Annotated in this window: 18 protein-coding genes; 7 read left to right on the forward strand and 11 right to left on the reverse strand. The window is 62.1% G+C overall.

Translation table 11 applies throughout. The features are described from left to right. The first annotated feature begins 257 nt into the window (after nt 1–257). On the forward strand, nt 258–1,730 hold the full coding sequence (locus ONZ54_RS20065; RefSeq protein WP_271786991.1) for a C69 family dipeptidase: 1,473 nt from the start codon (nt 258–260) through the stop codon (nt 1,728–1,730). 61 nt (nt 1,731–1,791) lie between these two features. On the opposite strand, the gene ONZ54_RS20070 is transcribed toward ONZ54_RS20065, so the two are convergent. Genes ONZ54_RS20070 through ONZ54_RS20080 form a run of 3 tightly spaced genes read right to left on the reverse strand, consistent with a single transcriptional unit; the run spans nt 1,792 to nt 3,382 of the window. Beyond that, complete coding sequence (locus ONZ54_RS20070) at nt 1,792–2,538, reverse strand: SDR family oxidoreductase (RefSeq protein ID WP_271786992.1); 747 nt, start codon at nt 2,536–2,538, stop codon at nt 1,792–1,794. A 56-nt stretch (nt 2,539–2,594) separates the two neighbouring features. Continuing rightward, nucleotides 2,595–2,840 (reverse strand): DUF3624 domain-containing protein, encoded by a 246-nt coding sequence (locus ONZ54_RS20075; protein ID WP_271786993.1) that lies wholly within the window; start codon nt 2,838–2,840, stop codon nt 2,595–2,597. Beyond that, complete coding sequence (locus ONZ54_RS20080; RefSeq protein WP_011899119.1) at nt 2,837–3,382, reverse strand: GNAT family N-acetyltransferase; 546 nt, start codon at nt 3,380–3,382, stop codon at nt 2,837–2,839. Before ONZ54_RS20080 ends, ONZ54_RS20075 begins: the two co-directional genes overlap by 4 nt. A 188-nt stretch (nt 3,383–3,570) precedes the next feature. On the opposite strand from ONZ54_RS20080, the gene ONZ54_RS20085 reads away from it, so the two are divergent. Both ONZ54_RS20085 and ONZ54_RS20090 read left to right on the forward strand, forming a co-directional pair. Beyond that, entirely contained in the window at nt 3,571–5,013 is a 1,443-nt protein-coding gene (locus ONZ54_RS20085; RefSeq protein WP_271786994.1) for a RimK family protein, read from the forward strand. 24 nt (nt 5,014–5,037) lie between these two features. Further along, on the forward strand, nt 5,038–5,574 hold the full coding sequence (locus ONZ54_RS20090) for an MgtC/SapB family protein (RefSeq protein WP_165484177.1): 537 nt from the start codon (nt 5,038–5,040) through the stop codon (nt 5,572–5,574). 55 nt (nt 5,575–5,629) lie between these two features. Here ONZ54_RS20090 and ONZ54_RS20095 read toward each other — a convergent pair whose 3' ends face one another. The 3 genes from ONZ54_RS20095 to ONZ54_RS20105 form a co-directional block, all read right to left on the reverse strand. Beyond that, nucleotides 5,630–7,246: an alpha-amylase family protein gene (locus ONZ54_RS20095; protein WP_271786995.1), complete on the reverse strand. Its 1,617-nt coding sequence runs from the start codon at nt 7,244–7,246 to the stop codon at nt 5,630–5,632. A gap of 148 nt (nt 7,247–7,394) precedes the next feature. Further along, on the reverse strand, nt 7,395–9,362 hold the full coding sequence (locus ONZ54_RS20100) for a TonB-dependent copper receptor (protein ID WP_271786996.1): 1,968 nt from the start codon (nt 9,360–9,362) through the stop codon (nt 7,395–7,397). 244 nt (nt 9,363–9,606) lie between these two features. Then, on the reverse strand, nt 9,607–9,864 hold the full coding sequence (locus tag ONZ54_RS20105) for a DUF2442 domain-containing protein (protein WP_005316103.1): 258 nt from the start codon (nt 9,862–9,864) through the stop codon (nt 9,607–9,609). Nucleotides 9,865–10,122: 258 nt separating this feature from the next. Between ONZ54_RS20105 and ONZ54_RS20110 the strand changes: the two genes are divergently transcribed. Next, entirely contained in the window at nt 10,123–12,087 is a 1,965-nt protein-coding gene (locus ONZ54_RS20110; protein WP_096117788.1) for an LTA synthase family protein, read from the forward strand. A 64-nt stretch (nt 12,088–12,151) separates the two neighbouring features. Here the strand turns inward: ONZ54_RS20110 and ONZ54_RS20115 are convergent, their stop codons facing one another. Further along, nucleotides 12,152–12,622 (reverse strand): Lrp/AsnC family transcriptional regulator, encoded by a 471-nt coding sequence (locus ONZ54_RS20115; protein WP_021138960.1) that lies wholly within the window; start codon nt 12,620–12,622, stop codon nt 12,152–12,154. Nucleotides 12,623–12,780: 158 nt separating this feature from the next. Here ONZ54_RS20115 and ONZ54_RS20120 point away from each other — a divergent pair, with 158 nt between their 5' ends. Continuing rightward, complete coding sequence (locus ONZ54_RS20120; protein ID WP_170946446.1) at nt 12,781–13,299, forward strand: cyclin-dependent kinase inhibitor 3 family protein; 519 nt, start codon at nt 12,781–12,783, stop codon at nt 13,297–13,299. 15 nt (nt 13,300–13,314) lie between these two features. On the opposite strand, the gene metA is transcribed toward ONZ54_RS20120, so the two are convergent. Next, the gene (gene metA / locus ONZ54_RS20125) at nt 13,315–14,259 is read right to left on the reverse strand and encodes a homoserine O-acetyltransferase MetA (protein WP_021138958.1); all 945 of its coding nucleotides are present in this window, start codon (nt 14,257–14,259) and stop codon (nt 13,315–13,317) included. 145 nt (nt 14,260–14,404) lie between these two features. Here metA and ONZ54_RS20130 point away from each other — a divergent pair, with 145 nt between their 5' ends. Both ONZ54_RS20130 and ONZ54_RS20135 read left to right on the forward strand, forming a co-directional pair. Further along, nucleotides 14,405–15,643 (forward strand): HD-GYP domain-containing protein, encoded by a 1,239-nt coding sequence (locus ONZ54_RS20130; RefSeq protein WP_005316119.1) that lies wholly within the window; start codon nt 14,405–14,407, stop codon nt 15,641–15,643. 58 nt (nt 15,644–15,701) lie between these two features. Beyond that, nucleotides 15,702–16,865: a CinA family nicotinamide mononucleotide deamidase-related protein gene (locus ONZ54_RS20135; protein ID WP_271786997.1), complete on the forward strand. Its 1,164-nt coding sequence runs from the start codon at nt 15,702–15,704 to the stop codon at nt 16,863–16,865. A 44-nt stretch (nt 16,866–16,909) separates the two neighbouring features. Here ONZ54_RS20135 and ONZ54_RS20140 read toward each other — a convergent pair whose 3' ends face one another. Genes ONZ54_RS20140 through ONZ54_RS20150 form a run of 3 tightly spaced genes read right to left on the reverse strand, consistent with a single transcriptional unit; the run spans nt 16,910 to nt 19,897 of the window. Next, complete coding sequence (locus tag ONZ54_RS20140) at nt 16,910–18,004, reverse strand: ABC transporter permease (protein ID WP_005316125.1); 1,095 nt, start codon at nt 18,002–18,004, stop codon at nt 16,910–16,912. Continuing rightward, the gene (locus tag ONZ54_RS20145; protein WP_271786998.1) at nt 18,001–18,930 is read right to left on the reverse strand and encodes an ABC transporter ATP-binding protein; all 930 of its coding nucleotides are present in this window, start codon (nt 18,928–18,930) and stop codon (nt 18,001–18,003) included. Before ONZ54_RS20145 ends, ONZ54_RS20140 begins: the two co-directional genes overlap by 4 nt. Then, on the reverse strand, nt 18,923–19,897 hold the full coding sequence (locus ONZ54_RS20150; protein ID WP_125597423.1) for an HlyD family secretion protein: 975 nt from the start codon (nt 19,895–19,897) through the stop codon (nt 18,923–18,925). Before ONZ54_RS20150 ends, ONZ54_RS20145 begins: the two co-directional genes overlap by 8 nt. Nucleotides 19,898–20,012: the final 115 nt, after the last annotated feature.

Below are 20,012 nucleotides of genomic sequence, written 5' to 3' on the forward strand. Positions count from 1 at the left end.
CACATCTCTCTACACTCGAACGCCTCTGCCAGAGAAAGCCAAGGATTAGCGCGTAGATCACAAAACAAACAACTGCAGAAGCCTACAATTTTGGCGCACGATAGAACCAGCAAGCAGTGTTATGGATGAAATGTTTGCGACATCAATGATCGGCAGACCAATCCACCGGCATACTTCCATGCCGCCATCGGCCTGCGGCAGCGCGCATCCCATCCCACCGCCTGACTTTCACTCACAGTTACGCTTCGGGCAATCCCATGAAAAAACACACCTTGAGTCTCCTCTCCGCCACCCTGCTCACCCTGCTTGGCACCAGCGCCGACGCCTGCACCGGCCTTGTCGTCGGCAAGGGCGCCAGCGCGGATGGCAGCGTGATGATCGCCAGAAACGAGGATTTTGGCGTCAACAACTGGAACAAGTACCTGGCCTTCCGGCCCGCCCAGCAGAACGAGGGCAAGAGCTGGAAGCTGGGCAACGGGCTGGAAGTGCCCATGCCCAAGGCCTTCCTCGCCTACTCCGCCATTCGTGACTGGGACGCCACCACCAGCGACCCGGCAGGCAAATATTATGAAGAGCGCGGCATCAACGAGTTCAACGTCGCCCTCTCGGCCACCACCAGTGCCGAGGTCAACGACAAGGCCCAGAAGGCGGATCCGCTGATCGAGAAGGGGGTCATCGAGGCCATCATCCCGACCCTGATCCTGCCGCAGGCCAAAACGGCCAAAGAGGGGGTCGAGCTGCTTGGCCGCTATGTGGAGCAATATGGCGCCGGTGAGGGCAACAGCCTCTATCTGGCGGATGTGAACGAGGCCTGGCTGATGGAGATAGGCTCCGGCCACCACTGGATCGCGGTGCGGGTGCCGGACGACAGCTACGCCATGGTGGCCAACGGCCTGCGCATCCACGGCGTCAATCTAGACAGCGCCGATGTGCTGCACTCGCCCAAGCTGCTGGAGTTCGTGCGCGAGCACAAGCTGCTGGATAACGCCGACCCCAAGGACTTCAACTTCGCCAAGGCATTCGGGGTCATTGCCGACCCCTACAACGTGGATCGGGAGTGGCTCGGCCAACAAATGCTGACCGCCTCCCACCAGCAAGCCACCCGGCAGGCGCAATATCCGCTGTTCATGAAGCCTGACGCCCCTATCGCCGTGCCGGACGTGGCCAAGGTGCTGAGCGCCACCTATGAGGGCACGCAGCTCGCTGGCAAGGCGGAGCGACCGATCCGCATCGATCGTCAGCTCGAATCCCACGTGATCCAGCTGCGCAAGAAGATGCCCAAGGAGCTGCAGGGGCTCATCTGGCAGAGCTACGGCGTGTTGGCCGAATCTGTGATGGTGCCGCTCTACAGCCCGCTGGAATCCTACCCTCTGCCCTATCGCATCGGCAGCGACAGCTACTCCGATGACTCCGCCTACTGGCAGTTCCGCAGCCTGACAGCGCTGGCCAACACCAATCCGGACAAATATCTGCCGCTGCTGCGGGGCGTCTGGAGCAAGGAGAGCGCCAAGCTCTACAAGGAAGTGGCGGTGCTCGACAAGACCCTCAAGCAGACCTACGCCAACGATAAGGCCACCGCGCTCGGGCTGGCCGCCGACTACTCCTACGGCCAGCTGGAGCAGACCTACCAGATGGCCAAAGAGTTGCGCTACAAGCTGATGACGGATCTCACCAAGAGCACGGAGAAGAAGTACTCGGAGGAGGAGTTCAAGAAGATCATGAGCCTCTGACCGACTCGGAAAACAGAAGAGGCACCCCGGGGTGCCTCTTTCATTTCATCAAGCAGGGAACTCAGCCACGGCTGATATGGAGCGGACCAAAAGTCTGGGCCACCGGCATTATCTCTATGCTGTTGATGTTGACGTGGGCAGGCTGCTGGCTGACCCAGAGCACTGTATTGGCGATGTCTTCCGGCTGAATAGCCTGCACCCCCTGATAGACGGTAGCGGCTTTGACGTCGTCACCGTGGAAGCGCACGTTGGAGAACTCGGTGCCGCCACACAGACCCGGCTCCACGTTGGTGACGCGGATAGCGGTGCCCGCCAGGTCGGCGCGCAGGTTCAAGCTGAACTGTTTCACGAATGCCTTGGTGGCGCCGTAGACGTTGCCGCCCGGATAGGGGTAGGTGCCTGCGATGGAGCCTATGTTGACCACGTGGCCGCGATTGCGCGCCACCATGCCCGGCAGCAGCAATCGGGTGAGCAGGGTCAAACCGCTGATATTGGTGGCTATCATCTGCTCCCAATCTTCCAGATCCGCCTTGTGGGCGGGTTCCAGCCCCAGCGCCAGACCGGCGTTGTTGACCAGCAGATCCACTTCTTGCCAGGCAGCCGGCAGGCCAGCGATGGCGGCTTGAGTCGCCGTCTTGTCCTGCACGTCGAATACCAGCGGCAGGAAGCTGTCACCCAGCTCATCGCCCAAGGCAGCCAGACGTTCAGCACGTCGGCCTGTGCCTATCACCCTGTAACCCGCGTTCACCAGCTGACGGCTGATGGCCTCCCCAAAGCCGGACGAAGCACCCGTTACCATTGCAATCATCTGAACCTCCATATCTACACAGATATTGTTATTTATGTGTTTGAATCCAATCTGATTCATTCATCGCTCAATTCACGCGCGGTCACCTTGCGCCAGACAAATACCACCAGATGGAGCAGGAACAGGCCTGAGCCTCCCAGCGCGAACAGCAGGCCGGTGAGGGCATTGACCGAGGTGTCGGCACCACACCACCACCACACCAGCCAGCCGATCAGGCCGATGACAAACGTCTGGATGGCGCAGACAGGGCAGCGCCCCAGCTTGGCCTTGATGGCGGTGGCAAGGCAGTCTTCACAACTCATCCTGAGCAGCCCGCCTTGCCGTGTTGCAAGGCTGCTTTACCGCCTATGCGGTGCTTGCGGGCCAGACCGCGCAGCTGACGCTCCTCGTCACCAATGAGTGACAACACCAGCCGGTGAGCATGCTGGTCTCGGCCATAGTAATCCGGCAACCTCTGCTGAGCCTTGAATCCCAGCGCCTGATAGAGGGCAAGCGCCTCTTCATTGGCATCGCCCACCTCGAGGCGCACAGCCCCCCAGCCAGCTTCGCGCCCCTCCCGGATCACCTGCTCCAGCAGACGGCGGGCCCAGCCCTGACGACGAATGGTCCAGCGGATGGCGAGGGTCTGGATCACCAGCCGATCCCACCCTCTGTGCTCCAGCAGGCTGAGATATCCCATCAGCTGCGACGTCTCATCCAGCAGCAGCAGGGTGCGCCCCTTGGCGTGGGTGAGCAGATAGTGCCAGCGGCTGCGGCCAAAGGCGACTTCGGGGGGAAAGCAGTAGCGTTCCAGCTTAACGATGGCGCCCAAATCATCGGTTCGGGCCGCGCGCACGGTCAACACAGGGAGTCCTTGTTCGGTTATTTATCTTCAGCACCAGAAATGCGACTTGTATCACAAGTTACCAAAGCAGAATATTAGGCACTGTAACCTCTTGTTTCCCCTCGCGCCATTGTCGTGCTTGTCGGTGCATCGAAGCCCACTGGGGATACTGCCATTCAAGGCAGTCTGATCTGTGGAGCCGAAGAACTATGAGTACCTATGTCATCGTCGAAGAGCTGGGCGACTGGCCTTGCCATGCCGATTATCTGCTGACCGCCCGCACCTACCTGCAACACGGCGTGCCTACCACGGGCGGCAGACCCCGCATCATCAACCTCTGCCGCGATCTGGAGCACCTGAGCGCGGGCTACTACTGCTCCCTGCTGGCGCAGGCCAGGGGCCATCACTGTCTGCCGGGATTGCAAGCCATCAGCGTGTTGCAACCCCAGCAGCCGCCGGCCAAGCTGTGGCGCAAGGTGCAGGGCTGGCTGGCCCAGCAGAGCGAGGATCGCATTCGGGTGCGCGCCATCTTCGGTCAGAGCGAACAGAGCGAGCTGGCGGGGCTGGCCCGCTACTACTACGGCCTGAGCCAGTTGCCGCTGCAGGAGCTGACCCTCAAACGCGGTCGGCACGGCTGGTCGGTGCGCCAGCAACAAAGTCTGTCTCCGCTGGATCTGAGCCAGAGCGAGAAGGCACTGATGCTGCACCATGCCCAGGCGCTGGTTGGCGCCGGGGATGGGGAGCATGCGGCGCCGCTCTACCAGCTCGCCATCCTGGTGGATCCCGATGATGGCCGCGCCAGCAGCGATGCCCTGGCCCTCGACCGCTTCATCAAGGCGGCCGCTGCACAGGGGATCCAGGCCGAGATACTTGCCCCCTCCGCCATAGAGCGGCTGCCGGAGTTCGACACCCTCTGGCTGCGGGCAGAAACCGCCGTCGGCCACTACACCTTCGAATTTGCCCGCCGCGCCGAGCAGCTCAAGATGCCGGTGATCGACAGCTCCCGCGCCATCCTCGCCTGCAGCAACAAGCTCTATCTCTACGAGCTGATGGTGCGCAGCGGCGTGCCCATGCCGCCCACCATGGTGGTCACACGCCGTGGTCGCCACCAGGTGGACGAGCTGGTGCAGCGGCTCGGCCTGCCGTTGATGGTAAAAGTGCCCGACGGTGCCCAGGGGCGGGATCTCGCCATGGCCAGCGATGAACAGCAGCTCGCCCGCCTGTTGGACGAGGGACTGGGTCGCTCCGCCCTGCTGCTGGTGCAAAGCCGGATCCCTGCCGAATTTGACTGGCGCATCGGCTTTCTCGACGGCTCGCCGTTGTTCGCCTGTCGCCGCTACCGCCCGGAACCCGGCAACCGCATCCGCCGCCGCAAACACCCCCTCGACATGAGCCGGATAGAGGCACTGCCGCTCACCGAGGTACCGGAGCGAGTGCTGCAAACGGCCCGCCGCGCCGTGCATCAGCTTGGCAACAGCCTGTTCGGGGTCGACCTGCGCCAGCAGGGGCGCGACTGCGTGCTGCTGGAAATCATCGACAATCCCTGGATACGTGGCGATATTGAGGACAGAGAGGCAAAGGACCTCTACGAGCGCCTGGCCAGGGCCTTCCGGCAACGGCTGGAAAACCGGGGGCAAAGCGCGGCAGGATAACAAGCATCGACAGCAGAGGTGATTATGATGACAGCGGATTGGTGGGACATAGCGCCCCTTGGCTGGGAGAACATCCTGGCCTGCCTGGTATGCGGCACCCTGGTGGGGCTGGAGCGGCAACTGCGCGGCAAGCCGGTCGGGATCCGCACCTCCTCGCTCATCATTCTCGGCACTTACTGCTTTCTCGCCATCGGTGCCGCCGTCAGCCCCCAGGGAGCCGATCAGGCACGGGTGCTGGGTCAACTCATCACGGGGATCGGCTTTCTCGGCGCCGGCGTCATGATGACCCGGGATGGTCAGGTACTGGGCGTCACCTCGGCTGCGACCGTCTGGATGCTGGCGGCACTCGGCGCCCTCATCGGCATGGAGATGCTGCACCAGGCCGTGCTGCTCACCGGCGTCACCCTGGCCATTCTGGTGGGGGTGGATTATCTCGAGACCAGCTTCAAGAGTCTGCGCCGCGGGGTGCACAACCGGCTGGAGAGCTGGCGCCACGGCAATAGCCATGCGCCTGCCACCAATACCCATCAGGACGAGCTTGGCAGCGGTATCGAGAAGTAACCCACCACAATGAACAAGGGCTCCAAACTGGAGCCCTTGTTGTTACTCGCCAGCCTTATTGCAACAGCAGGAAGCGGCCGCTCAGCGGTGGCAAGTCCACCGTCACGCTGCTGCCACCCAGCGCCAGACTCTCGCCGCTTTGCAGATCCACCAGGGCACTGCCACTGCGCAGTTTGCCGACCGGCAGGGCATAGCTTTGAGGCGTGGTGGAGACGTTGAGCAGGTAGACAATCTGCTCTGCCGCCGTCTGTTTGATGTCGCCATAAACGCTGCCATCGGCCACCAGCTTGACTCGCTCCCCCTGATAGAGGGCGGGATGCATGGCGCGCATCGCCAGCAACTGGCTGAGCCACTGCTTGAGTTCGGCCTGATCGCTGCTCGGCACGAAACCGGTGACACCGGGCACCTTGCCATCGCTGCGGGCCACGTGATCGTCACAGAGTCCCTGCGCCGCGCAGTCGCCGCTCACCTGCTTGGCAAAGCCCGGTACCTCGTCGCCAAACTCCTCGCCGTAATAGAGGGTGATGGGGCCTGAGCGGGCCGCGAGGAAGCTGAAGGCCGCCTTGTGGCGCTGCCAGTAGTCCGCCGGATTGAAATTTCCCCGCTCCAGCAGGTCACCGAAGCGTACCAAATCGTGGTTGCCCAGCATCAGATTGGGCATGGCGTGGCCCGGATAGCTCTCCACCTTGTTCCAGCTGGCATCCAGCACGCTGGCCCCCTGCCCGCCCTTGCCGGACTCCTCCACCGCCAGCGCCTGTACTATGCCGTAGCGCAGCGGGAAGTCGAATGCCGAGGAGAGCGCCGGCTTGTCGCTCGGGCCATAAGCCTGGGCCCGGATCTCGTCAGCACTCTTCCATACCTCACCCACCATGTAGCCCAGGGTGCCCCACTGCTGGCCCGCCGCCTTGCGTGCCGCACTGGCCTGTTCGACCTCGCCGCGAATGGCACGCCATTCGTCCAGCCCCAGCTGATAGGCCTGATCCAGTCGCCAGCCGTCGATGCCATACTGTTCGACCCAGTAACGCGCCACCTCCTTGAAGTAGGCGAGGCTCTCGGGTTGGCTGTAATCCACCAGCTGACCGGGATAACCGGCCCCCCCGCTCTTGAGCGCAGGCTGACGCCCCGCTGGCGACGGCTTGCTCACTCCCACCTTGTTGACGTGACCGAACACGCCATCGAGAAAGACGTAAAGGCCGCGCTGGTGCGCCGCATCCACCAGCTGTTTGAGCTGGGCATTGCTGCCAAAGTTGGGATCCACGGTGAAAAAATCACAGGCGAAGTAGCCGGTAGCATCCAGTTTGTCATCCCCCCCCTGACCCGCGCAGGAGTCAAATACAGGGGTGAGCCAGATGGCGTTGACGTTGAGGCTCTTGATGTGATCCAGGCTGTCGATGATCCCTTGCAGATCGCCGTTGTGCCCGGAGGGGCCATAACCGACGCCATAGTTGGCGGCGCTGTCGCCATCGACGAAAGACTCCACCATCACCTGATAGGTTCTCAGGTTGCAGGCGGCCTGGTCATTGCCGTAACAGGCGCGGCTGGCCGAGGTCACCGGTGGATTGACCACGGGGGGCTGAGCCTCGCTGCTGGAGCCACCGCCCCCGCTGCCGCACGCCGTCAGGAACAAGGCGGCCCCGAGCAGGCCGCCATAGCGCAAACGTCCTTGTTTCATTGTTATCTTCCCGCTGTGGTGTTGCTGGCGCAGAGCGCGCCACCCTTTAGGCCATGATACCCAGCTCACCACTGCGGGTCTGTGACTGAAAACGTTACCCGCTTCAGTCGGTTAGAGCCCCCTGGCTGGCAGTTGGCACGTACCCGGTTCAAAGCACGCCGGCAGAGGCGAAGCGATAGTTGACTGACAGCCAGAAGGCGCGGCCCGGCTCGGGAATACGGCCAATCTGCTCATACCCCAGCCCCGCCTGGCTGGCGTGTACCGACTTGGAGAGGTGCTCGTAGTAGAAGGTATCGAACAGGTTGTCGATACCGGCGGACAACTGCCACCCTTCGCTCACCTGCCAGGCACCGCTCAGGTTCATGGTGAAGAAACCAGGTGTCTCCCCCTGATCCTGACCGGCCACTGTGCCAGATCCCACATCTACCCTCTTCTGCGCCGCGACGGCGCGCCCCAGCAGCGTAAAGCTCCAGTCCTCATCAGGCTGCCAGCCCAGGGCCAGCTTGCCATCGAGTGGCGGCATCTGGGCCAGCGGCTTGCTGTCGCTCTGGTTTTCGCCGTAGACCACTGCCAGACCACCATCGAGGCGCCACTGTTCGGCAAACTGCCAGCGCCCTTCCAGCTCGCCGCCCCGGGTCTGGGCCTCTATGTTGCGCACCTGGTTCGACTTGCTGTGATAGAGCAGGTAGTCCTTGATGTCGGCACTGAACAGGGAGAGGGTCAGATCCAGATCGCGGCTGCGCAGGGCCAGCCCGGCATCCCACTGGCGGCTCCGCTCGGGGTTGAGGGTGAAGGGGACGCTGTCCTTGCTGCGTTCCCAGTAATCCGGTGCCCGCTCGGCCTGGCCCCAGGCCAGATAGCTCGACCAAGCTGGTGACCACTGGTATTCGTAGCGGCCAAAGCCGCTGTCGAGCACCAGCTTGTCGCTATAGAGGGTCTGATCGCCGGCGCCATATTTGGTGGTCTCCACCCGATCCTGACGATAACCCCCCTTGTAGCTGTGGGCCCCCTGCTGGCGACCCAGCTCGGCGAAGCCCCCCTGCTGTTCGAAACGCAAAGTACGCTGGCGAGGCTGGCTGGCGTAATCCACCCCGCTGCGGGCCCTGTGCTGATCCCGGTTGGCATCGAGTCCGGCGGTCAGCAACCAGTCGGCCGGCAGGGCGATATCGTTGGCCCAGCGGCCGCCGGTATTGCGACGATCCGGGTTGGAAAGCATCTTGATGCCGCTGTTTGGCCGCAGGCTGAAGTTGTCCATGATGTGGTCTATGTCGTTGTCCCACAGCGTCAGCTCACTGCGGCGCCACTGTTGGCTGATCGCCTCCTGCTTGAACTTGAGACCGAAAGACTCCCGGTCGAACATGGGGCCATCCATCATGCGATCCGCGTAGGCGGCGCGGGCGTTGCTGCGCTCGGCGGTCAGCTCGAGCAGGGTGTTGTCGCCCGGCGTCCAGCCCAGCTGGGCCGTGCCGTTTTCCCGGCGATAGAAGGAGCGCACCTTGTCGCCGTGACCATCGCGGTAGTCATCGCTGTCGGAGTGAGTGAACTGGCCGCGCAGATAGCCCTCGGGGGCGCCGACGGTGGCATCCAGCATCTGGTCGTCACGACCGGAACTGCCATACAGCGCCGAGGCTTCGGCCTTGACACCGGGAGCACTGAACTCGGGTCTGTCTCGCTCGAACAGCACGGTTCCCGCCAGGGTGGCACCCTGCTCCAGGGATTGCGGCCCCTTCAACACCCGTATCCGGTCGAAAGATTGGGGAAATACATAGGCGGTGGGCGGGTCCATGCGACCGCCACAGCCACCGGCCAGCATGCCACCATCCATCTGCACGTTGAGGCGGGACATGCCCATCCCCCGCAGCACGGGATCGCCCCCCAGCCCCCCTTTGCGCACCATGCTCATGCCGGTGACGTTCTTCAGATAACCGGCGCCATCGGCGGCAGGCATGGGGGAGCCCGGCTTCTTGGGATCCAGCGTCACTTCCAGAGTGCTGGTCGGGCGGCTGGCAACCACCACCATGGGCTCCAGTCGTTGCACCTGCTCCTGACCGGCTGCGCCGTGGCAGGCGAGGCCGCCCACCAGCAAGGCGAGAGGGGTCCGCATAAAATGAGCCATGAACTTTCCTTATCTATCTGTTTATCTTGTTTTTTTAATCTCTACCAACAAACCTTTCTGCCGGGGAAAGGTTTGCCGTCTGGCCGCAAAAAAGGCCTGCGACCAAGATGTGGCAAGCCTTGTCAGGCGACGGCAAGAGAGGGTTGGCAAAATGTTGCGCAGGTTTTACCCAAATTGGGTAGAGAAGGCAAACGGACAAACATTCCAGTTACAGGAATCTGGGGATGGCTCACAAAAAAGAGGGTTAGTTGAAGGCTTCCCGCTCATTGATGGGTTTGATCAGGTGATACACCTCGTGGGCCGAGAGGGTGCAGCCAGCGGGCCATTCCAGCTGATGACGGCGGTTGATGAAGACCCTGGCACAGCGCCGCTCCGAATCCAGCGCCGCAAACAGGGGCTGTGCGCGCCAGGGGGCCAGATCCAGCGCTCCTGTGGTACCGTCGGAGAGCACCACAAACAGCCGCCATCCCTGCAAATATTCCACATCGATAAAGACCGGCATCCCTTCGGCTCCGATTGAGAAAATTCGGCGCCATTATAAACAAGCCCCCAGCGCCGCTTTGCAGGACGGATCACACTTTTTCCAGCCATTTATGCTGTCTTCAATCCCTGCGTCTTGTCACATAAAAGGCATAAATCGTGCCAGAACATCTCTTTTACCGGCACCTGATGCAACCTTTCCCCAAGCACAAGGTCATAACCCTGCAATATAAAAACAATGTGCCCGAGGACGGGTGCAAACAGGCTTGTAGGAACAACAATGACCACTATCAAACAATGGCTGGGACCGTTTTGGCCCATCGCCGTTTTTTCATTTATCGCGCTTGTCTCTCTCTCCGCCAGCCGAGTCGGCCTCGGCGTGTGGCAACTGGAACGGGTCGATGCCGTCGCAGGTTGGCCAGAGATGCTGCTGCAAGGGCTGCGGGTCGATATCGCGACCCTCTGCTGGATATGGGGTGTCCCCGCCATGCTGACCATGCTGCTGGCCGGGCCCCACGCCATTGGCCGGGCCTGGTTGCAGCTCATCAGGGTCTGGCTGACGCTGGGACTCTGGCTGATGCTCTTCCTCGAGATCTCCACTCCCTCTTTCGTGACCGAGTACGGCGTGCGGCCCAACCGCCTCTATGTGGAGTACCTCATCTATCCGAAAGAAGTGCTCTCCATGCTATGGGCCGGCCGCAAGGGTGAACTGCTGATCGCAGTGCTGTTCAGCCTGCTGACTCTGGGAGGAGGTTGGTGGCTGAGCGGTCGTCTGCTGCGCGGACTGAGCTTCCCCCGCTGGTATCTGCGCCCGGCCTTCGCCCTGCTCATTCTCGCTATCGGCTTCCTCGGCGCCCGCTCCAGTCTGGGTCATCGCCCTCTGAATCCGGCCATGGTCGCCTTTGCCAGCGACCCTCTGATCAATGCCCTCACCGTCAACTCCGCCTACTCGGTGTTTTTCGCCATCAAGCAGATGGGGGGCGAAGAGGATGCCAGCCAATTCTATGGCCAGTTGCCTCGGCAACAGATCCTCGACCTCATTCGCCAGGAGAGCGGCCGCGAGCTCCATGACTTCAGCTCGACGGCCCTGCCCAGCCAGACCTTCAACGAAGCCAGCTATAGCGGCAAACCCAAGAATCTGGTGATCCTGTTGCAAGAGAGCCTGGGAGCCCAGTTCGTCGGCTCCCTCGGCGGCCTGCCGCTCACCCCCAATCTGGATGCGCTCTCGCAACAGGGTTGGGCATTCGAGCAGCTCTACGCCACTGGTACCCGTTCGGTGCGCGGCATAGAAGCTGTGCTGACCGGTTTCACGCCGACCCCGGCCCAGGCCGTGGTCAAGCTAGGCAAGAGCCAAACCAACTTCTTTACCATCGCGGATCTGCTCAAGCAGCGCGGCTACGACACCAGCTTCATCTATGGTGGCGAGAGCCATTTCGACAACATGCGCAGCTTCTTCCTCGGCAACGGCTTCACCACCATAGTCGAGCAGAAAGACTTCAAGAACCCGGTATTCGAGGGGTCATGGGGCGCCTCCGACGAGGACCTGATGACCAAGGCAGACGAGACCTTCAAGGCACTGCACAAGGAGGGCAAGCCCTTCTTCAGCCTGGTGTTCAGCTCCAGCAACCACGATCCCTTTGAATTCCCTGACGATCGCATCGATCTCTACGAACAACCCAAGCAGACCCGCAACAACGCCGCCAAGTACGCGGACTACGCCATCGGCGAGTTCTTCAAGAAGGCGAAGCAGTCCGACTACTGGAAAGACACCCTGTTTCTGGTCATCGCCGACCACGACAGTCGAGTTGGTGGTGACAGTCTGGTCCCAATCCCCCGCTTCCACATTCCCGGCGTCATCGTCGGTGACGGCATAGCCCCGAAGCAGGACCCGCGCATCGTCAGCCAGATCGACATGGCACCGACGCTGCTCTCCCTGATGGGGATAAGCGCCGACTATCCCATGCTGGGCAAGGATCTGACCCGCATGCCAGCCGACTGGCCGGGGCGCGCCATCATGCAGTACGACAAGAACTTTGCCCTGATGCGGGGCAAGGATGTGGTGATCCTGCAACCGGAGCGCCCGGCGCAAGGCTTCATCTATGAGGATGCCAGCGAAACCCTCACACCTGCACCGCAACCGGATGCCATGAAGGATGCCGCCCTAGGGCTGGCGCTGTGGGGGAGTCTGGCCTACCAGAAAGGGCTCTACCAGACGGCGCCGGATACCCGGACCGTACTGAACTGACCCCGCCAACGCAACAACATAAAACCCGCCAGTTGGCGGGTTTTATGTTGGGCGAGACACGCCATCAGATATTGAGGAAACAGGGCAGGGAACGGCTGAATCTGTGCTCGAACACCAGCGAGGTTTCGAGGTGCACCACCTCTTCCCGTGAAGTGAAGTGATCGAACACGAAGTTGCGCAGGTGCTCGGTATCGGCGACGCAGAGGTGCACCAGAAAGTCATCCTTGCCACCCATGTGAAACAGGCTGATCACCTCGGGCAGCGCCAGTATAGCATCGCGGAAGGCATCGATGATCTGGCGACTGTGGCGCGCCAGTTGCAGCGAAACCATGGCCTGGATATGGCCACCCAGCGCCTGATGATCCACTTCGCAATGTGCCCCCTTGAGCACCCCGTCCTGCTGCAGCTTGCGCACCCGCTCCAGGCAGGTGGACGGAGCCACCCCGACCAGGGCAGCCAGATCCTTGTTGGTCATGCCCGCATCGCGAAACAGATGGGCCAGGATATCCAAATCCAGTTGATCCAGGTTTCTCATCTTAACTCCTTGAACCGATCAATTTTTTAGACTCTGCCCGTAAACCGGGCCGAACACAACGCAGATTGACATAGAGACAGCACCCCCTATGCTTTGGCGCACTCAGGATCCGGGCCATGTCAGGCCCCCTCCCCCTTGCAGGCCTCATAAGGACCTTTATGTACTCGTCTCATCCCTTCTGGAGCCAGGAAGTGCCCCGCGTCGATGGCCAGTTGCTGCTGACCCCCTGCCCCGGCACCCAGCAGGTACCGCTGCCACTGGCACTGGATCAGCTGAGGTTTGCCGGTGCCCACGGGGTAGTAACGCTCATGACCGCCACCGAGCTGGCAGAGCTGGATCTGGCGCACCTCGGTCGTCAGGTCGAGCAGGAAGGCATGCGCTGGTTCCACCTGCCCATCGAAGACGATCAGGCCCCCGATACCGCCTTCGAACACGCCTGGCAGCTGGCGTTGCCACAACTGACCGCACTGCTGCACGATGGCAAGCATCTGGTCATCCACTGTCAGGGGGGCAGCGGCCGCACCGGTCTGGTAGCGGCCGCCCTGCTGATCTCCCTCGGCCAGCCACAACAGGAGGCCATGGCCGCCATCAAGGCCCACAGGCCCAAGGCCTTCACCCTGCCGGCGCATCGCCAATGGCTGGATGCCCTGGCCACGCGGCTGGATCAGGCCGACTGACCCTGACCGCTGGCCCTACTTGGGTTGCTGGTAGGTAAACACCTTGCCGATATCTTCCACCCGATAGCTGGTGAGCTGGTAGACGTAGTAGTTGAGCCAGTTGGAAAACAACAGGTGGCCATGGCTGCGCCAGCTGGCGCGCGGCGGCTGGGCTGGATCATTGTTCGGGTAGTAGTTGACCGGAATGACGGGGTCGAGCCCGGCCGCCAGATCCCGCTGATACTCTCCATCCAGGGTCAGCACATCGTATTCAGGGTGGCCGGTGACAAATACCTGACGACAATCCTTGGTGGCCGCCAGGTAGACCCCCGCCTCCTCGGACTCGGCAAAGATCTGCAGGTCAGTGTGGGCACGGATGAGATCCCCGTCGAAGGCCGCATAGCGAGAGTGAGGCGCGACGAACTCGTCGTCGAAACCGCGCAGCAGCGGTTCGTTCTCATCGAGGCGATGGTGGCGATAGACACCGGAGAGCTTCTCGCCATGCGTCTGCTTCTCCATGCCATACAGGGCCTTGAGCGCCGCCTGTACGGCCCAGCAGAGGAACAGGGTCGAGGTCACGTGTTGATGGGACCACTCTATGATCTCGACGATGCGCGGCCAATAGACCACCTCCTCGAACTCCACCAGCCCGAGCGGTGCCCCCGTGATGATCATGCCGTCATAGTTGTTGCCGCGAACCTGCTCGAAATCGTGATAGAAGTTCTCGAGATGGGCCTGAGGCGTGTTCTTCGACTCCCGATCGTCGATCCGCAGCAGATCCACATCGACCTGCAGCGGCGAGTTGGAGAGCATCCGCATCAGCTGGATCTCGGTTTCAATCTTCTTGGGCATCAGGTTGAGGATCAACACCCGCAATGGGCGGATGTTCTGGGTGACGGCCCTGGATTCCGTCATCACGAAGATGTTCTCCTGCCCCAGCACTTCGGCGGCAGGTAACTGATCCGGGATCTTGATCGGCATGCTTACTCCCTGTACTGCATCGGTAAATATGTCTGGACATCCAGAAGCCTATAACAAAGCCACCCAGCCTGTCATCAGATACCTTTTGTATTCACCCCCACCTTTGACTAGCATACGGCTCAGTGTGTCTCTCGCAGCCAAGACAATGACAGGTATCAAAATTTCCGTAGACCGACTGCAAGTCGGCAATTTCGTCTCTCTGCCACTGGGTTGGCGCGAACACCCCTTCCTGTTTTCCAGCTTCAAGCTCAAGAATGAAGAAGAGATAGAGTTGATCCGTCGGCTCGGGCTCAAGATGGTCACCATCATTCCGGACAAAAGTGATGCGCCGCCCAAGCCACTGAGCCAGATCCAGGCACAGCCTGCAGAGGCGCCGGACACCTCGCTGCGCCAGGCCGAGATGCAGCGGGATAAAGAGCAGCGCATCGAGCAGTTGCAACAGTATCGTCGTGATTTGCAGCAGTGCGAGAAGCAGTTCCAGCAATCCCTGGCGCAGGTACGCAGCGTCATGAGCAAGATCCAGTCCCGTCCCCTCAACGCCATCGGCGAGGCCCAGGAGCTGATCAACGCCATGACGGAGCAACTGCTGGCGGTGGATGAGATGGTGCTGCACCTGGTCTCCGACAGCGAAGATGGCAACAACCTCTACTTCCACTCCCTCAACGTCAGCGTGCTCAGCATGCTGCTGGCCAAGGAGTGCAACATGTCGGCCGACCAGATCCGTCAGGTCGGCATGGGTGCCCTGTTCCACGACATCGGCAAGCTGAAGATCCCGAGCCAGATACTGCGCAAGACAGAACCACTCACCAAGCCGGAGCAGAACCTGATGGCCCAGCATTCACGCTACGGCCTGGATCTGCTCAATCTGGCCAAGGATTTCCCCGCCGAGGCGAAGGGGATAGTGCTGCATCACCATGAATATCTGGATGGCAGCGGGCCCGAGGGGCTCAAGAAGGGACAGCTGGACCCGCTCACTCAGATGGTGTCGCTGATCAACGAGTACGACAACCTCTGCCACCTGCAAGCCAAGGTGCCCTACTCGGCCCTGAGCGGCCTCTACAAGCAGCGCAAGGCCCAGTTCAACCCTGAATACCTCAGCATGCTGATCCGGCTGATGGGCATATACCCGCCAGGCAGCGTGGTGCAGCTCTCCAACGGTCAGGTGGGACTGGTGATGTCGGTCAATGCCTCCCGCCTGCTCTACCCCTCTGTGCTGGTGTACGATCCCCGCATCCCCCGCCAGGAGGCAGCGATAATAGACCTGCAGCAGGCCGAGCTGTCCATTGCCAAGGTGATCCACCCCAAACGACTGCCGCCGGCCGTGTTCGAATACCTCAATCCGCGTACCCGGATCAGCTACTACTTCGAGCACGCCAAACCCTGATTGCCCCGGCCATGGATCATGGCCGTCCCGGTTCACTTCCCCAGCCCAAGGAGCACCCATGCGTATCGAGATCATCAGCACCGGAGACGAGATAGTGACTGGGCTGGTGGTGGATACCAATGCCGCCTGGCTCAGTGCCCTGCTGCTGGATCAGGGCTGGCAGGTGCGCCGCCGTGCCACAGTGGGGGACAACCTCGCCGACCTGAAAACCGTGCTGCAGGAGAGCGCCAGCCGCGCCGACGTTGTGCTGGTATGCGGCGGTCTGGGCCCCACCGCCGATGACCTCACTGCGCAAGCGGCGGCCGAAGCGTTCGGACAACCGCTAACTCTGTTCCCTGAGTGGCTGGCCACCATAGAGGCACGCTACGCCAGTCGGGGACGCCCCATGGCGCAAAGCAACGCCAAGCAGGCCTGGCTGCCACAGGGGTGCGAGATCCTGGACAATCCGGTCGGCACCGCCTGCGGTTTCGTGGTCAGTCAGATGAACGGCCATGGCCGGTGTCAGCTCTTCTTCACCCCGGGCGTACCGTTCGAGTTCAAGCAGATGGTGCGCGAGCAGATTTTGCCGCGCCTCAAACAGCTGGCTGGGGAGCAGACAGACACTGAGCTGCGCCGTTTCTACAGCTTCGGCATCTCGGAATCGGCCCTCTCGGACATGCTGGATGCGACGCCCTGGCCGGCAGGTATAGAGCTGGGTTATCGCTCCGCCATGCCGTTGATTGAGCTGAAACTCATCGGCCACGGTGCGACCAGGGCAGACATGGAGGCCGCCGAGGCACGGCTGCTCGCAGCCATCCAGCCCTGGCTGGTGGGACGCGGGAATGACGAACCCGCGCAGCAGATCCTGACCCTGCTGGGAGACAAACCGCTGACGCTGCTGGAGGGGGAGAGCCGGGGTGCCCTGCTTGCTCTCTGCCACGATCACCCCCGGCTGGAGGCTCACTACAGCCCCCATCTTGCCAGCGATCTGGCATTGCTGCCCGGCACCGCAGCGGGCTTGCATCTGACCATAGGACAAGAGGGGGCTGACGGCGTGCCGCTGCTGCTCTGCGCCCATGGTCAGCAGACCGGCCAGACGGTGAGGGTCAACCATCCGGACCCCGAGAGCCGACGCAAAATCCTCGCCTTCGCTGCCCTCGACATGCTGCGCCGCCACCTGCAAGGCTTGCCCGTGCTTGGCGACTATCTCACCCTGCCCAGAACGACGCAGCGCAGCAGCTAGGCATCAAACGCCGCTAACCGCGCAATCTGGCATCGGCGTACGCTTCAATCCAGACTCTTCTTGAACCTGTGGGCGGCCAGGGTCAGCACCAGCAGGGTGAACCCCGCCAGCCAGAGCACATCCGGCAGCAACTCCGACAGCTCCCCGCCCCGCAGCACTATGCCCCTGATCAGCCTCATGAAGTGGGTGGCAGGCAGCACCTCTGCAATCCACTGGGCCGCCACCGGCATCCCCTCGTAGGGAAACATGAAGCCCGACAGCAATATGGATGGCAGCAGTATGAACACCGTCATCTGCATCGCCTGCAACTGGGTCTGTGCCAGAGTGGAGATGAGCAGCCCCAGAGTCAGGCTGGCGGCAATAAACAACAGGGTCGCCAGCAGCACCTGACTGAGTGCCCCGTTGATCGGTACGTCAAAGATGAAGTGGCCGAGCCCGAGTATGATAGCCACCTGGACCAGCCCCACCCCGATATAGGGCAGTATCTTGCCAAGCATCAGCTCCATGGAGCTGACCGGGGTAGTGATGAGCAGTTCCAGATTGCCGCGCTCCCGTTCGCGCACTATGGCCGCTGAGGTGAACATGATCATGGTCATGGTGAGGATCACCCCGAGCAGGCCGGGCACTATGTTGACCGCAGATCGCCTAGCCGGATTGAAGTAGAGCACTGTCTCGAAAGTGGGTGGGGCAGATTCAAGACCCGGTTTCAGATCCGAGAGCGGCATGTTGCGAAGACCGAGCAGGGCCCCGGCTATCATGGTATCCGAGCCATCCACCAACCACTGGCCCGCCGTCTCACCGGCGCTGAGGCGGCGGCTCAAGTCAGGGGGCAGCACCAGCACGGCCCGCACCTCGCCCCGGGTCAGGGCGGCCTCCGCCTCCTGTACCCCCACGTAATGCCGTTCTATGCGCACCACCTGGCTCGCCTTTACCGCCTCCACCAGCAGCCGTCCCGGCACGCTCTGGCTCATCTCCACCAGCCCCACCGGTATGTGGCGCACATCCGTGTTGATGGCGTAGCCGAACAGCAGCAGCTGGATCAGGGGTATCATAACCACCATGCCAAACGTCAATCTATCCCGCGCCAGCTGCCTGAGCTCTTTCTGGGTAATGGCCCAGAGCCGTCGCAGACTGTTCATGCCCTCGGCTCCTGACCGGTGCAGCTGACGAACACATCCTCCAGGCTGGGTCTGACCAGCGCCATGGCTGCCCCGCTCAAGGCCGGACAGGCCTGCTGCAACCAGGCAACCGGTTCAGCCAACTCCTTGTCCACCAGCACCCGCAACCGCTGGCCCAGCTGGGCGGCGGATCGCACCTGTGCCAACTGCAGCAACTGCTGCTTGAGCAACCGCAAGTCGCTGGTCTGCACTTCCACCACCCGGGTGCTCATGGCATCCATCAGCGCCTGTGGCGATCCCTGGGCCCGTACCTGCCCCGCTTCCATGATGGCTAGCGCATGGCAGCGCTCCGCCTCGTCCATGTAGTGGGTGGTCACCAGTATGGTGGTGCCCCCTTCGCTGAGATCGAACAGTTTCTCCCAGAAATCGCGCCGGTTCTGCGGATCCACCGCCGAGGTGGGTTCGTCGAGCAGCAGCAGGTCCGGATGGTGGATCACCGCCGCCGCCAACGCCAGCCGCTGCTTCTGGCCGCCACTCATGGCACCGGCCCGCTGCCGCGTCAGCGACGTCAGTTCATAGGTCTCCAGCAACGCGTGCAGGCGCGCCGTCAACGACTGGCCAGCCATGCCGTGAATACGCCCCATAAACTCCAGATTTTCCCAGGTCGTCAGCTCGTCATAGAGGGAGAACTTCTGGGTCATGTAGCCGATCCGGCGCCTGAGCGCTTCGGCTTGTTTCGGAATGCTCAGACCCAACACCTCCACCTCTCCCGCCGAGGGAGTGAGCAGGCCGGTCAGCATGCGCAGTGTGGTGGATTTGCCGCAGCCGTTGGGGCCGAGAAAACCGTGGATCTGCCCTCTGGGCACGCAGAGATCCAGCCCGTTCACCGCCAGAAAATCGCCAAAGCGCCGGCTGACACCCTTGGCACGGATCGCCAGCTCACTCATGAGCGCGCCTCTCATCGCCTGGATCGGCCTGCAGCGGCAAGCCGCTCGGCAGATCCTGCGCCCCGTCGGGCAGGTCTATCTCGGCCAGATAGACGAGTCGGGCCCTGTCCTGTTCGTTGAGGGCGTAGTAGGGAGTGAAAGCCGGTTCTTTCGAGATCCATCGCAACCGGCCAGTGAGCGGCTCGGTCACCCCATCCACCACCACCCGCACCGGCTGGCCGATGCGGTAACTGGCGAGGGAGGGCTCCGGCACATAGACCCGGGCGTAGGGAGCCTGATCCGCCTGAATGGCGACCAGCACGGCACCGACCGACACCCTTTCGCCGATATGATAGGGCAGGCTGTCGAGCCGGCCACTGCGAGTGGCGACGATGGAGAGATCAGCAAGCTCCCGTTCGGCCAGCGCTACCTCGGCACTGGCTGCCTGCAAGGCAGCATCGGCCTCGTCAATGTCTTCGCTGCGCACGCCACGGGCCAACTTGTCGAGCTGCTGGCGAGCCCCATCCTGCTCGGCCAGCGCGCCGTCGCGCAGGGCGCGGGCCTTGTCGAGATCCGCCGGGCTGACCAGCTTCTGACGCACCAGTCGGTCGATGCGCACGAAGTTGCGCTCGCTCTCCCTGACATTGGCCTCGGCCTTGTCGAGATTGGCACGGGCGGCGGCAATGTCCTCCGGTCGCTCGCCATTGGTCATGCGGGCGAGGGCAGCACGAGCTTGCGCCTCCCCGGCACGGGCACGGGCCAGCACCGCCTGCTGGCGGCGATCGTCCAGCCTTGCCAGCAGGGTCCCCTCCTCCACCATGCTCCCCTGGGCCACCGGCAAGGCCCGGATAATCTCGCTGGCGGTGGCGGTCAGCAGCACCCGATCCCGCTCCAGCGTACCGAGCGCCGTGGTAGAAACCTGTGGCTGACAGGCAGTCAGCAGGCTAAACAGACCTAAAGGCAACAGACAATGACGCAAGATCGACACTCCTCTCGTGACCTGCAATCTCGTCCCGATACAAGGCATTCCGGGGCGTAGGGCCGGCACGTCTCTCACTGACAAGCCGGTTCATTGAGTGGTCAGCATACCCGCTGTCATCCCT

This window comes from Aeromonas salmonicida (assembly GCF_028355655.1).
GTDB lineage: Bacteria > Pseudomonadota > Gammaproteobacteria > Enterobacterales > Aeromonadaceae > Aeromonas > Aeromonas salmonicida.